6 protein-coding genes and 2 pseudogenes are annotated in these 14929 nt (G+C 63.9%); 3 read left to right on the plus strand and 5 right to left on the minus strand.

Features of this window, described 5'->3' with window-relative positions:
• Positions 1 to 35: 35 nt before the first annotated feature.
• The 5 genes and pseudogenes from AC0NID_RS05470 to AC0NID_RS05490 form a co-directional block, all read right to left on the minus strand.
• Positions 36 to 1414 (minus strand): annotated as a pseudogene (locus tag AC0NID_RS05470) (malonyl-CoA decarboxylase).
• Between the two features lie 160 nt (positions 1415 to 1574).
• On the minus strand, positions 1575 to 2252 hold the full coding sequence (gene rpe, locus AC0NID_RS05475) for a ribulose-phosphate 3-epimerase (RefSeq protein WP_473451615.1): 678 nt from the start codon (positions 2250 to 2252) through the stop codon (positions 1575 to 1577).
• A 140-nt stretch (positions 2253 to 2392) separates the two neighbouring features.
• A complete protein-coding gene (locus AC0NID_RS05480) occupies positions 2393 to 4342 on the minus strand; it encodes an EB domain-containing protein (protein ID WP_473451617.1) in 1950 nt (649 codons plus the stop codon).
• Between the two features lie 286 nt (positions 4343 to 4628).
• Positions 4629 to 8159, minus strand: a pseudogene (locus tag AC0NID_RS05485) (DUF7929 domain-containing protein); the annotation flags it as partial.
• 128 nt (positions 8160 to 8287) lie between these two features.
• Positions 8288 to 10279, minus strand: a complete 1992-nt coding sequence (locus AC0NID_RS05490; RefSeq protein ID WP_473451619.1) for a hypothetical protein — start codon at positions 10277 to 10279, stop codon at positions 8288 to 8290.
• A gap of 592 nt (positions 10280 to 10871) precedes the next feature.
• Here AC0NID_RS05490 and dnaK point away from each other — a divergent pair.
• The 3 genes from dnaK (at position 10872) to pmtA (ending at position 14877) form a co-directional block, all read left to right on the plus strand.
• Complete coding sequence (dnaK, locus tag AC0NID_RS05495; protein WP_473451621.1) at positions 10872 to 12788, plus strand: molecular chaperone DnaK; 1917 nt, start codon at positions 10872 to 10874, stop codon at positions 12786 to 12788.
• Positions 12789 to 13000: 212 nt separating this feature from the next.
• Positions 13001 to 14131 carry a molecular chaperone DnaJ gene (dnaJ, locus tag AC0NID_RS05500; protein WP_473451623.1) on the plus strand — a complete coding sequence of 377 codons (1131 nt, stop codon included), beginning with the start codon at positions 13001 to 13003 and terminating at the stop codon, positions 14129 to 14131.
• 140 nt (positions 14132 to 14271) lie between these two features.
• Positions 14272 to 14877, plus strand: a complete 606-nt coding sequence (pmtA, locus tag AC0NID_RS05505; protein WP_473451625.1) for a phospholipid N-methyltransferase PmtA — start codon at positions 14272 to 14274, stop codon at positions 14875 to 14877.
• Positions 14878 to 14929: the final 52 nt, after the last annotated feature.

A 14929-nucleotide genomic window follows, 5' to 3' on the forward strand; every position in this document is an offset into this window, starting at 1 on the left:
AGCCGCTCGACCCACAGCCTGAAGTGGGTGGCTGTTTATATGTCCCTCTTGTCCTCGTCCCCCTGAGATTGAACCGGTAGCCGCGGCGCGGCCGGTTTCGCCGCTTTCGGCAGCAGGCGGCGCACGCTGGGCGCGGCCGCCACATCGTTCCTGGCGGCGAAAAGCTCGTGGTCCTTCTCGATATCGTCGAGCTTGTAACGATAATTGACCATCAGGCCATGCGCCTGACGCAAGGCGCGGGGCGACATGTCGCCGAGATGGTCGATGCGCTCCAGCCGCGCGCCATTGCCGAGATGGAACCGGGCGACGGGGTCGATCACCTTGCCGGACGCGGTGCGGGCCTCCAGGAAATACTGCGCTGCCAGGGGAAGCAGGGCCCGGCCCGCGCGGTCGCGCAGGGCGGCGTCCGCATGCCAGCCCTCGTTGGCGACGAGATCCAGCAGTTCGGCGGCGGAGGGGACGGCTTCGGCCTGCTCGGCCAGCCAGCGGGCAAAGCCCGGCACCGGAGACAGCGTGACGAAATCGGTCAGGCCGGGAAGGTCGCGGCGCAAATCTTCGACCACCTGCTTGATCAGAAAATTGCCGAACGAGATGCCGCGCAAGCCCTCCTGGCAATTGGAGATGGAATAGAATACCGCCGTCGTGGCCTGCCGTGGTGGCACCCGCGGCCGCTCGTCGGCAAGCAGCTCGGCGATCGTCGTCGGCATCGCGCGGGTGAGCGCGACCTCGACGAAGATCAGCGGCTCGTCGCCGAGCTGCGGATGAAAGAACGCATAGCAAAGCCGGTCGTCGGGCTCGATCCGGCGGCGCAGATCGTCCCAGGTGTGGATGGCGTGCACCGCCTCGTAGCGGATGATTTTTTCCAGAATGTTGGCTGGCGTCGACCAGTCGATCCGCCGCAGCACCAGGAAACCGCGGTTGAACCACGACGAAAGCAAATGGGTGAAGTCGGCATCGACGATGGCAAGATCGGGCGATGACGTCAGTCGGCTAAGCAGATCCTCGCGCATGCGCACCAGGGTCTCGATGCCGCCGGGTGCCAGGTTCAGGCGGCGCAAGAGTTCCTGCCTGGCCGGCTCGGCGGCGTCGTGCAGGGCAAGCGCCGTGCGATCGTCGGGCGCGGCGCGATAGGCATCCACCGCTGTGGCAAGCCTGCCGTGATCGGTGCCGAAACGATCGCGCAGCACATGCAGGAACGCCAGCCTTCCGTCGGCGTCGAGGGTGCGCCAGCGATCGAGTATTTCCCCTGCATAGGCGACGCCCGATGCCTCACCCTGGCTGGAAGCAGACGGGCGCACAGGCGCGCCAGGCTGTCGACTGAAACCTGCTCGTCACCGCGAACGAGATTCAGCATCATCCGACCGCGATCGGCGATGGTGTTGAGCAGGTCGGCGAAGAAAGGGCTGCGGTTCATCGATCCCGACCGTCGAGGAGGAGCCTGCGGGAGAGGCCCGGAAAGGCAGACAGACAATATGGGGCCACATCTCATGAGCACAAGCGCACCGGCGTCGGCCAACGAATTCGTGACCGGAGGCAGCGTGTGCTGGCGACGGCGGACCGGCAGCCGCGGCGCGTCAGCCGGCCGCCCGATCGGCCGCTGTCCTGATCGCCTCGATGTTCGCCCGATAGGCTTCAACGCTGCCGCCCTTGAAGATGGCCGCACCGGCGACAAGCACGCTGGCGCCGGCCGTGGTGACCAACGGTGCCGTTTCCGGCGAGATGCCACCGTCGATCTCGATCCGGATCGGCCGGCTGCCGATCAGCGCCTTCACACGCTTCACCTTGTCGACGACCCCCGGAATGAAGGCCTGGCCGCCGAAGCCCGGATTGACGGTCATAATCAGGATCAGATCGAGCCGGTCGAGCACATATTCGATTGCAGCTTCCGGCGTTGCCGGATTGAGCGACACGCCGGCCTTCTTGCCTAGATTCCTGATCGTCTGCAGCGAACGGTCGAGATGCGGCCCGGCCTCGGCATGCACCGTCATGCCGTCGCAGCCGGCATCGGCGAAGGCCGCCAGATAGGGATCGGCCGGCGCGATCATCAGATGGCAGTCGAAGAAAGCCCCGGTGCGGTTTCGGATCGCCTTGATCACCGGCGGGCCGAAGGTGATGTTGGGCACGAAATGCCCGTCCATGACATCGAGATGGATCCAGTCGGCGCCGGCCGCCGCCACCGCCTCGACCTCGTCGCCGAGCTTCGAGAAATCCGACGCCAGCACCGATGGCGCGATCAGGGTCTTTTGAGCCATGTCCGCTTCCCGTTCCTGAGCCCGCTCCCGCCGTAATCGCCTCAGCGCCGCTTGTCGACAGGAATCCGCTGTCGGTGTCTCGCCTGCGCGAAAGGAGAGAAGCGGTGTTAGCCGCTTCTCTCCGGTGCAAGCGTCGGGTTTCAGTTTACCGGATGCCGCAGCCTGGCCGGTCGTGGCAGAAGGACCTTGCCTCGCTTCAATTTCTGCACATTGAGCTTCACAGATGGCTTGGGTACGCAGTGTCCGCGCACCAGTTTTTCGGTTGCCCGACAGGCGGTGATGATCACCGGGTCCTTCACGCATGCCTTGCCGACCAGATGGTAGCCGCGCTTGCAGTCGATAATGATGGTAGGCTTGCGCACACATCTCCCGTTGATGCGCTGTTCGTTGCGCTTGCACCTGTCGGCGATCACCGCATTGCGCACGCATTTCAGGCCCACTTGATGGTAGCCTGGCAGGCAGTGGATACTGACGCCGATGCACCTGCCGTTGACGCGTTTTTCGGTGCTGCGGCAGGCAGCCACCAACGGCCTGTCGACGCATTTGCCACGGATCAGCCTCTGGCTCGGCAGGCATGTGCGGCCGGCATCGATGACAACCGGTGGAAGTTGCGGTTTACCGGGATGGGGTCGCGTATCGACCGCCAGATCGTCGGCTTTCGGGTTGAAATTGCGCTTGATGCAGGTGAAATCCTCGCCGTCGTTGTCAACGGTGGCGATCGAACCATTCTGCTTGATCTCCTGCAGCGTGCACTGGATCGAGCGGGTTCTGACGATGCTGAGCTCGTGTGCCGCACTCGCCTTGAACACCCCGCCATTGTTGAAGGCGGCCGTGGCTCCCGTGAAGAATGCACCGTTCGAGCAGCTTATGCGGTAGTGAAACGCACCCGGCGCATCGCGGGCGACCGCGAACGCCACCTGGCCCTTGCGCGGGCAGAGTTTTTTGAACCCAGCGCTGTCGGACACAGTGACCTCACCCTGCCAGTCCGAATGCGCCGGGGGGGTGTCTGGGTCGCCCTGAGGTGCGTCGGTGAAGCCGCCCCCGCCTGCACCGGTGCAGTGGACGGTGATGTCCTTCCAGCCGTCAAAGGGCTCGAACGGACCGTTGCCGACAACCTCGGTCTTGTACTGGAAGTAGGCTGTGGCGCCGACATCCTCCCATTTCTCGTAGGTGGCGAAATAGCCGTTCTTGGTCGCGTCGTATGACGCCCACGCCTGCTGCACCTCGGACGTGATCGGCCCAGCATTCTTCTGCCGCCAGATGCGCATCGAAACCGGCCCGGCCTGATTGGCTTGCGCCCGGCTCGTGACCTTCAACGAAGGGCAGACCGTGCCGGGCGTCGAGCCGGGCTGGTTCGACTGGTAGGTGGTCAGGAACAGCTTGACTTTCTCCACGTCGAATTCGCCGAAGTCGTTGGCGATGTCCTGAACCTTCGGCTTGATCACCGGGTCGCAGACGACCTGGACGTCGAACGAACCGTGTTCGGCATAGTGCGAGTCGTAAAGCGGATGGGGCCAGCTGCCGCCCTGTGCCTCGCTGACAGCATTGTCCATGTCAAGCGCTGTGTCGGTAAGAGCCGAGAAGCTCGCATGGAAGGTATGCGTGAACGAATAAGACTTCGTCGGTCCATCGGCCTGGAGGTGCTCGTTGCACTTGCTGATGATCTGATCGCCATAGGGCACGACGGCGATGCCGGTGTCCGACGACTGCGGTATGATGGAGGGATCGAAAGAGAAATTCTGCTGGTGATCGTAGTCACGGCTGACAGGTGACGCGCTCCAGATCGGCGGGAACACGCCGCACTGGCCTGGCCCGCAAACGCCGAGCGCCACGCCGACGTCTTGAACATAGCCTGGCCACCGCGTGTTGAGCTTCATGTGGCCCCAGAACTGGACATTGCCGCTCTTCAGCGTGTCCCATTTTTGCTTGTCGCTCGAGCCGACATGGATCGTCGTGTTGGCGCTTTCGGTGTGGAACGACATTGACTTGATGTTCGCCTGCTTGGCGAAGGCCGGCGTGGTGGCGAGCGCGGCTGCGATCAGGGCCACGGTCGCCGCCGTGTTGTGGAAAACATGCTTGGCTGAAGACATTTTCTCTCTCCTGAAATGTTCCTTCAGGAGTTTGTCGCCGCTCGCCGCTGTAAGGTTCACGCAGCCGCTGAAACACGTTCCGGCCAATGAAGGGCCCGCCGGATTGCTCCGGCGGGGTCCTGGGCGTTGCGGTGCAGAGGATCACGGTTTGGTTTCGCGCCGGATCTTCCTACTGAGGAGCTGGAGGCCTGCGCTTCGGCATAGGCCTCTGCAGGATGTCCGGGTTCAGCAGCAGATTTGGATTGATCTGCAGCGTCGGCGTCCTGCGGATCGGGGTGCAGTTCGGATACTGTCCGACTGTCCCGACGGGGCAGCGCCGCTTGATGATCGGCAGACACTGTCCGTTGATCAGCCGTGAGCCGGGCGCGCATGCCACCGGCGGCCGGCGGCATGCGCCTCTGATCACCTCGGTCCCGCGCGGGCAGACACAGGCGCCGCGCTTGTTGTGGACCTGGCCGCGAATGGTGCACTGTTCCACCGTCGGCTTCTTGACGATCGGCACGCAGGCCCTGCCCTTCAGTTCAGTCCCTCTCGGGCAGACGCAGTCGCCGTTCTTGGTGCGGATCTGGCCACGCAGCAGCTTGCACTGCTCCACCACGGGCGGCTTTTTCCGGATCGGCCGGCAGGCGTCGGCCCTCAGTTCCGTTCCTCTCGGGCAGATGCAATCGCCATCCTGGGTACGGATCTGGCCGGGCAGCAGCTGGCACAGGCGTTCCGGCGGTTCGTCGGTCGACACGCACCTGCCGTTCTCCAACTCGGTTCCGCGCGGGCAGATACAACGCCCGTCGGAGGTCCGAATCTGGCCCTTGAGCAGCACGCAGCGCTGCGGGTCCTTCGGTTTCGGTATGATGACGGTGCCGCCACCGGACGAGCACTGGCCGTTTCGGAAAATTGTGCCTGCCGGGCAGACGCAGTTGCCGGCGTCATTCATGACAAAGCCCCGCGAGCACTCCCTCTTCACCTCACGCTTGATGGTGAAGGGATGGCAGGCATAGGCCTTGCCGCGATCTCCCTGCACATCGGTCAGGTCTCGGGAGAGCACGTCGCCCGCGCGTCGCACCGGCGTGTCGGGAGACAGCACGCCGACGCAGTTCTGGCCACTGACGGTGTCCTGCAGATTGGCCAGGCGGCCGCCGTCGGGAATGATCACGGTCACACGGTGAACGTGGCTTTCCCTCGCGGCGAGCGTCAGGTCTGCGATGCAGGATGCAGGCAGGGTCGCAGGCTCCGGCGCGCAGCCGAAGGGCGGCTCGATCGAGGTGATCGCAACGCCCTCCAGCCGGCCAAGTCCGTCCAAGCCAATCGCATCCCCGATGCGAACCGGACCGGAGAAAGGGCTTTCCCCCTCGTTCGCGATGGTGATCTCGAACGAGCAGGGTTGGCCGATCCGGCACTCTGCATCGCCGGTCTTCTCGACGCGGATGGTCGAGGCGCCGCCGCCCTTGGCGCAAGCCCGGCCGATCGGATAGACGATATCGTCCCCAGGCGCCGGGCCGTAAGAGCCGCGGGCGCAGTTCTCGAACGGGCCATTGCCGGCAACCGTCACGTCGAAGTGGCGGCTGGTTCCGGGCGTCATGACGGCGCCGGGAATCTGGCACGACAGCACATTGGCCGGAACCGGTCCGCAAGCCCATTCCGCGCCGTCAGGGGTGACGGTCTGGACCTGAACGGGTGCTCCGCCGGCCACCAGTGTAGCGGAGTCGTTGACCCTCACGGGACCGGTGGGAGCAGTGGTGCCGGTGCTGATGACGGTGATGCGGCAGGTAACGGCCGCAGCACCGGCCAGCGAACCGCTGCACACTTTGGTGATGCGCATGGCCGGCTTGCCGCCATCGGGATGACGGATGCGTTGCTTGGCGCAGGCCCGATTGTTGGTGAGGTCGCCCTCACCGGGAACGGCCTTCACCTCGGCGCAGTTCTCGACCGTGCCCGGCCGGTAGCCGGTAGGTATCACCGCCTTGACGAAGATCGGCGTGGAGGCGCCCGGCAACAGCACGATACCGGCATTGTCGCAGCGGAACTGGCCGGGGCCGTTCGGTCCACATGTCCAGGGCGGCGTCGGGCCGAAGGTCGAGGACGCCGGCGCGCCGCCCGGATAGGTGTCGATGATCGTCAACGGCCCGTCATGAGGGACGCTGCCGTTGTTGATGATGTCGATCACGAAGGTGCAGACACCATCGGCCGTGCAAGCCTCGGTGCGGGCACGCTTCTTCAGGATCAGATCGACCTTCCTTTCCACCTGCGGCCGACAGTCGCGATCGCCACGCCGGCAGATCGGGATCGAGGCGCAGCCGCGGTCGTTCTGCTGGCTACCGAACAGCGGCTTGCCACTGGCTCCATAATTATAGGCAGCGCAGTTGCGCAAGACGCGGCCTTGCCAGCCTACGGCCGGCTTGAAGCCGAGCTCGAGGTCGACGGAAGCACCCGGGTTGAGCGTGGTCACCGGATGCGTGCAAATCATCGGGGTTGCCGCCGGCGCACAGGCCCAGGGCGCATTCGGTCCTGAATCGAGGGTGGAGCCGGCCGGCAAGGTCACTTCGTCGAGAACGATCTTGCCGTGATACGGCCCGCCGCCGACATTGGTGACCCTGATGGTGAAGTCGCAGCCGCCGCCCATCGTGCAACGCCGAACCTCGGCGCGTTTTTCGACTTTCAGATCCGGCTCCCTGTCCTTGGGCGGGCATCTCTGGTCACGCGGAATGACGATTTCGATCGTCTGTGTGCAGCACAGGCCCCAGCCCTCCTCCGGGCCGGCATAGGTGTCGATGCCGGTGACGACGAGGCGGATGACGTCTCCGGTTGAGGCACCGACGACCTTCCAGTCGAGCACACCGCCGCCCTCCGGCACCAACTGCGTGTCGGGGATGATGGTGATGCCGGGTGTCGTCGTCGAAAGTTGCACCCACTTGCCGGCCATCTCGGCGCTGACCGGCATGTGGTAGATGAAGGCACCGCCGCCGGGAACGCAGTCGACCGTGCCGCGTTGCACCTTGAAGCATTCCTTGCCGGGAGGTGGGGGCGGCGGGTCGCATTTGGTGACGTCGATCTTGATCGAGGTCTTTTCGCCGGTGAGGACATTGCCGTCGTCCGGCTTACCCGGATCCTGCGACGGGATGATGGTCCCGGTGCCGGGTCCGGCCGTCACCTTGATCAAACCCTGATTGTCGACGATCGCCGGCGAGGGAAATGCCGCATGGTCGATCTTGGCTGTGATCTGGAAGGCGATGACGCGCTCGTTGGGAGCGCCGACGCCGTCGAGATCACTGGCGGAAATCCGGAAATCGGAAACATCAGCCGTATCGTTCGGATTTGCCGACGTGCTGATCGAGCCCCCGGGCAGCGGCCCGCCGGATGCATCCGTGCCGTCGCCGGACACATGCACGCCGACGATCCGCAGGCCATGCGGAAGCTGGTCCTTGAAATCGATCCTGGCCCTTTCCAGCGCGGCCGCGAAGCCCGGGTTGGCAAAAGCTTGCGGGCTGCCGCGCAGGCCGAAGCTCAGAGAATATACGACATAGTCGCAGCCTCGTTGTCTGCCTTTCTTGGTGAAGAAAGGCACGACCCGGCCCGGCCGCGGACTGATGATACGGGGGTTGTCGAGGTCGAGCCTGAAATCCGGGCTGGCGGTTTCGAGCGAACCGGAATCGACGGGCTTGTCGAGGTCGGTCTGGCTGGCCTGAGCCGGAACAAGATCCTGGGCGAAGCCCGGCACCGGGCTCAGCATGGCGACCGCGATACTGGCCGCCATCAGCCAGCGTGTGCCGCGCCTGGCGAGTGACAGGGGTTTCAGGATCGTATTCCGGACCGTTGCCTGAATGCAGGCCCTTTTCTGAACGTTGACGGTTGACCGATCGCCGATTGTTTGGCTGCCGATTGTTTGGTTGCTGGTTGATTGATTGCTCGGGGCGAGCGGTGAACGTGCTGAAATGCTCATCTTCCCGCTCCTCAACGTTCGCAGCTGATGGCTGGGGTTCTGAGCGGCACGGTCATCTTGCAGCAAGGGAAATAGCCGCCCTTGTCGCGGTCGGACTGCCTGTAGAAGCAGAGCCCGACGTCGACCGTCTCGCCAGGATGATGGCCGGTGATGCCGATCGTGTGGGGAGCGCCGGGAACGTGCGACAGTGGTGACGTCACCGCGACGCCCGGCGTCCTGGACAGAGCCTTGACCGAATCGCCGCCGAAGCCGGCAGGGTCGTGGAGAAAGAGTTCCGCCTCGAGGCCGGAAGGCGTGCAGAAATACCTGACATCCTCGATATCGAGGCAAGGAGGCACGCCACCGGGGGGCGGAAAGTAGGGCGGATAGAAAGGTGGCAGGTAACCGCCGCCCGGTATCTGCTCGTAGTAGCCGGCACGGCCCTCGCAGGGGCGCCAGACCTCGACGTCGCCGACATGACCTCGAACGTCGGGACCTTCAACCTCGGGGTCTTCGAAATAGCCGTCGAAGTCGATGAACCACGAGCCGAAGGGCGACACGTTGGTCGGCTTAACCAGCGCCGTCGGCGTGATCTGCACGCCGTGCACGGCCAGCGGCCCGCCACCGGCGAGCTGTTCGGCGAGTGCTGGATTGTCACGCAATTTGTCGCCTGACTTGACCAGCGTGTCGGTGCAGACGCTCGTGTCGAGATTACCCTCGGTGTCATAGCCATATTGCAGGTCGAGGCCGCCGGCCGACTGCCGGTTGTCCTTGGGGAAGCCGACGGCATATTCCTGCGGCATTTCCACCCAGACCGATTCCGTCGCCGGATCGTCCGGGTTTTCGCGCCAGTAGCGGATGACCTCGCCTTTGCCGGAATCGGCGAACCAGCTGTAGTCGTAGTGGTTTTCCACCGGGCCGCGCTGGGCCAGGTACATGAAGCCGCTGATATCGAAAGCGATGTCGGTGACAGCGTGGTCCTTGTCGGCCTTGACCGTCAGCTCCCAGCGCGGCTCGCTGGCAAAGCTGCCGTCGCGGGCAACGCCAACCGACCAGATCTCGGCCTTTTCGCCGACCGAATAGTAGAGGCGGCCACCATGGTAGGCGACGGACCAGACGCGGCGCTCGTCCTGCGTGGAGCCCCAACTATCAGGGTCTTCGCTGTCGAAGACCTCGCCCTCTATGTCCATCACCGAGCCATCGTCGGCAAGCGGGGCGAGCCCGTGCGCCGGGCGCCCGGCAACGCCGTGGTCGAACGTGTCGACCGGCGCGCCATTGGCATCGATGCGGTGGATGAGACCGGTGTCGAGGTCACTGGCGAAGAACTGGCGGTGAATATTGTCGAACGAGATGTCGCCTACGCCGGGACCGCTGTTGGTGTCGATGTCGGCGAACTTGCTCACCTGGCCGGTGATGCCGTCGATCTTCCAGATCGTGCCCGGTCCGCCACCGTTCTCAGTGCCGAACTGACCATCCATGAAGGTGGCGCCGGCAGCACCGCGACGCTGGCGCTCTGGGCGACCGTCCGCATCTTCGTCCGATGTGACGATACGGATGCCGTGCAGCGAGGTGGCGCCGGCGTAGAGGTTCGGAATGCCTGAGGGAACGCCGTCGCGGACGCCGTCGTCATAGGTGATGCCGAACACCTGGCCGATCTGCCCGGCCGTCACTTCGAAGGGCGGCGGCGTGAAGACGAGCTGGCCGGAGGCCGGCCCGCCGAGCCTTGAAACGTCGAAAACGCGCAAGGTTGCGCGCGTCGTGTCGATAAAGGTTTCGTCGACCGGATCGATGCCGGGCGGCAGGCCTTCTTCAAAATTGGAGCCTTCTTCAAAATTGGGAATGACGGTGCCGGAAAATCCGGTCACCGCCATCGAGCCTGGATAGATGATCTGAGTTTCCTGCGCGCGGGCGGCATCACCCAGCCACAGGCTGGTGGCGAGCGCCAGGAATCCACTGGTTACTTGGATCGTGCGGCGCAAGCGGCCAGCACGAGAGCGCACGAACGAGCCGTGGTCGCAAGACATGGAATTCCCCCCGCGGGCGACGGGAGAAACATCCGGTCTTGCCGCGCAAATCAGGGCAAGGCGCGACGTTCCGGCACGTTTTTCCCTGATCGAATTGTATGCTTTCCTCATAGTGACGATACGCCGGCTCTTGAGCAGGGTCAACGGAAGCAGCGGGAAGCCTAGCGCGTCGACCCCGTCCCGAAATCGGTGGTCGCGCTGTGCTCGCGTTGCTCCCGGAGACCGCGGAGCCTCTGGGTTTCCAGGCATGGGGCTTTCCTTTCCGAGGCCGCGCCACGCGGCACCTGAGCATCAGTCGCGGACGGGGGCGGAAAGGTTCATGGGGGGCGCTGGACGGCCTGGGCTCTTCGAGCCACGGCCAGAGGACGTCCCCGGCCGGGCCGCCTCCGTTCCCCCACGGGGGCGGTTGCGGCAAAGGATGTTGGCCGCGTTGCGCAGAATGCTTGCGCCCGATGCTGCCTGTTCTTATATACGCGCCAAGCCGTTCGGCGCCGGAATGCCGGTTGCCGGAACGGGATTTCTTGTGAACAGGGGCTTTCGTCGGAACGCCTGTACGGGTCCTGAGAGCCTGCTTAGCGGAGAGACTAGAAAAATGGCAAAAGTAATCGGTATCGATCTGGGAACCACGAACTCCTGCGTCGCCATCATGGACGGCAAGGAGTCGAAAGTCATCGAGAATGCGGAAGGCGCGCGCACGACCCCTTCCATCGTCGCCATCAACAGCGATGGCGAGCGCCTCGTCGGCCAGCCGGCCAAGCGCCAAGCGGTCACCAATCCTGAAAATACCATCTTCGCGGTCAAGCGCCTGATCGGCCGCCGCTACGACGACCCGGTGACGGACAAGGACAAGAAGCTTGTCCCCTACAAGATCGTCAAGGGCGACAATGGCGACGCCTGGGTCGAGGCCGGCGGCAAGAAGCAGTCGCCCAGCCAGATCTCGGCGATGATCCTGCAGAAGATGAAGGAAACGGCGGAAGCCTATCTCGGCGAGAAGGTCGAGAAGGCGGTCATCACCGTTCCGGCCTATTTCAACGACGCCCAACGCCAGGCCACCAAGGATGCCGGCAAGATCGCCGGCCTCGAAGTGCTGCGCATCATCAACGAGCCGACCGCGGCCGCACTTGCCTACGGCCTCGACAAGAAGGAAGGCAAGACCATTGCCGTCTATGACCTTGGCGGCGGCACGTTCGACATTTCGGTGCTCGAAATCGGCGACGGTGTCTTCGAGGTGAAGTCGACCAATGGCGACACATTCCTCGGCGGCGAGGATTTCGACATGCGCCTGGTCGAATATCTGGCGGCCGAGTTCAAGAAGGAACAGGGCATCGACCTGCGAAACGACAAGCTCGCCCTTCAGCGCCTCAAGGAAGCGGCCGAAAAAGCCAAGATCGAGCTGTCGTCCACCACGCAGACCGAAATCAACCTGCCCTTCATCACCGCCGATGCCACCGGCCCCAAGCACCTGACGCTGAAGCTGACGCGGGCGAAGTTCGAGAGCCTGGTCGAGGATCTCGTCCAGCGCACCATCGAACCCTGCAAGGCGGCGCTCAAGGATGCCAGCCTGAAGGCTGGCGAAATCGACGAGGTCGTCCTGGTCGGCGGCATGACCCGCATGCCCAAGATCCAGGAGATCGTGAAGCAGTTCTTCGGCAAGGAGCCGCACAAGGGCGTCAATCCGGATGAAGTCGTCGCATTGGGCGCCGCCATCCAGGCCGGCGTGCTGCAGGGAGACGTCAAGGACGTGCTCCTGCTCGACGTGACGCCGCTGTCGCTCGGCATCGAGACGCTGGGTGGCGTGTTCACGCGCCTGATCGAGCGCAACACGACGATCCCGACCAAGAAGAGCCAGGTGTTCTCGACGGCCGAGGACTCGCAGTCAGCCGTGACCATCCGCGTCTTCCAGGGCGAACGTGAGATGGCCGCCGACAACAAGGCGCTCGGCCAGTTCGACCTGGTCGGCATTCCACCGGCGCCACGTGGCGTGCCGCAGATCGAGGTCACTTTCGACATCGACGCCAACGGCATCGTTAACGTCTCGGCCAAGGACAAGGGCACCGGCAAGGAGCACCAGATCCGCATCCAGGCGTCCGGCGGCCTTTCGGACGCCGACATCGAAAAGATGGTGAAGGACGCCGAGGCCAATGCCGAGACCGACAAGAAGCGGCGCGCGCTGGTCGAGGCCCGCAACCAGGCCGAGGCGCTGGTCCATTCCTCGGAGAAGTCGCTGAAGGAATATGGCGAGAAGGTTTCCGAGGCCGACCGCACGGCGATCGCCGATGCGATCGCGGCGCTGAAGACCGCTGCCGAAGGCGACGACGCGACCGAGATCGAGGCCAAGACGCAGGCGCTCGCCGAAACTTCGATGAAGCTCGGCCAGGCCATGTACGAGGCTTCGCAGAAGGAAGCCGCGGAGGCTGACGCCAAGGCGGACGCCGCCAAGGACAGCGACGTGGTCGATGCCGACTTCGAGGAAATCGACGAGGACGACGACAAGAAGAAGTCGGCCTGAACCGCCTGAGGGCAGATAAAGCGGAAAAAGCCCGGCGCAAAGCCGGGCTTTTTTGCAACTCTGGACGAAAAAGTGCGGCCTTAACGGAAAAAATGCGGGCAACCCCGCGCCGACACTGGCATCCCGAGCCCATCGCACCTAAATCGGAACTGCGTGCCGGCGAACGACGCAACAGGGCTTCAAGACGTTGAATATCCGGACTGCAGGAAAAGATGAAAGCTGATTTCTACGAAACGCTGGGCGTGCAAAAGGGGGCCGACGAGAAGGAGCTCAAGAGCGCGTTCCGCAAGCTCGCCATGCAGTTCCATCCCGACCGCAATCCCGGCGACCATTCCTGCGAGCACAAGTTCAAGGAAATCAACGAAGCCTACGAGACGCTGAAGGACCCGCAGAAGCGTGCGGCCTACGATCGCTTCGGCCACGCCGCCTTCGAACAGGGCGGCATGAATGGCGGGGCGCAAGGCTTTGGCGCCGGCGGTTTCGCCGACATCTTCGAGGATATTTTCGGCGACATGATGGGCGGACGCCAGCGCCGTTCGTCCAGCGGACGCGAGCGCGGCGCCGATCTGCGCTACAATATGGAAATCACGCTGGAGGAGGCATTCACCGGTAAGACGGCGCAGATCCACGTGCCGGCCTCGATCTCCTGCACGGAGTGCTCCGGCAGCGGCGCCAAGCCCGGCACCCAGCCCGTCACCTGCTCGATGTGCAACGGCCACGGCAAGGTGCGCGCCACGCAAGGATTCTTTTCGATAGAGCGCACCTGCCCGCAATGCCAGGGGCGTGGCCAGACCATCAAGGAGCCGTGCCCGAAATGCGCCGGCCAAGGCCGCGTCACCGAGGAGCGCTCGCTGTCGGTCAACATCCCGGCCGGCATCGAGGACGGCACCCGCATCCGCCTTGCCAATGAGGGCGAGGCCGGCCTGCGCGGCGGCCCGTCGGGCGATCTCTATATTTTCCTGGCGGTCAAGCCGCACGAATTCTTCCAGCGCGACGGCGCAGATCTCTACTGCAAGGTGCCGATCTCGATGACGACCGCCGCCCTTGGCGGCTCCTTCGAGGTGGCGACACTGGACGGCACCCAGACGAAAGTGAAGGTGCCGGAAGGCACCCAGAACGGCCGCCAGTTCCGCCTCAAGGGCAAGGGCATGCCGGTGCTGCGCCAGCACAACGTCGGCGACCTCTATATCCAGACCGCGGTCGAGACGCCGCAAAACCTTTCCCGCCGCCAGCGCGAGCTGCTGGAGGAGTTCGAGCAGCTTTCCTCGAAGGATAATTCGCCCCAGTCGAGCGGGTTTTTCGCCCGCATGAAGGACTTTTTCGAAACCTTCGGCGAGCGCTGATGCCTATTCTTGCCAATCGGGTATAGAGTACACTAGCGGAAGCTTCCCAAGCGTCATCAACATCTTATACCGGCATCCGCCTTGCCTTGGACCCCGTAGCTGCTAAGTAGCGTCTCGGGGGAGCGTTCAGGAGAACTTGCATGGCACATGGTCCCGGATTGCGAAAGGCGCTGGCGGAAAAGTTCGACGACGAACTGAAGTTCTTCAAGGGCTGGATCGACAAGCCGAAGGCGGTCGGTTCGATCGTGCCGACCAGTTCCATTACCGCCCGCAAGATGGCCTCCGTCGTCAACCCGAAATCGGGCCTGCCGGTGCTCGAAGTCGGACCCGGCACCGGCGTCATCACCCGAGCCATCCTCGCCCAGGGCGTTAAACCTGAAAATCTCTATGCGGTCGAATATTCCACCGATTTCGTGCGCCATCTGCGCCAGCTCTATCCCGGGGTTAACGTCATCGAGGGCGATGCCTTCAATCTCGATGCGACGCTCGGCAACAAGAGCGGCCTGAAGTTCGATTCAGTCATCTCCGGCGTGCCATTGCTCAATTTCCCGGTCACCCAGCGCATCGCCTATATCGAAAGCCTTCTCGACCGCATCCCGACAGGCCGCCCGGTCGTGCAGCTGACCTACGGCCCGCTGTCGCCGATCCCGCCCGGCCGCGGTGACTACACGGTCGAGCATTTCCATTTCGTCATTCGTAACATCCCGCCGACGCAGCTTTGGATTTACCGGCGCGGGGCGCATTGATCAGTATTTGGGATTTGAGGCGTGCTTGGCCTATACCTGTCCGCTGACAAAG

Source organism: Mesorhizobium sp. WSM4821 (assembly GCF_055901555.1).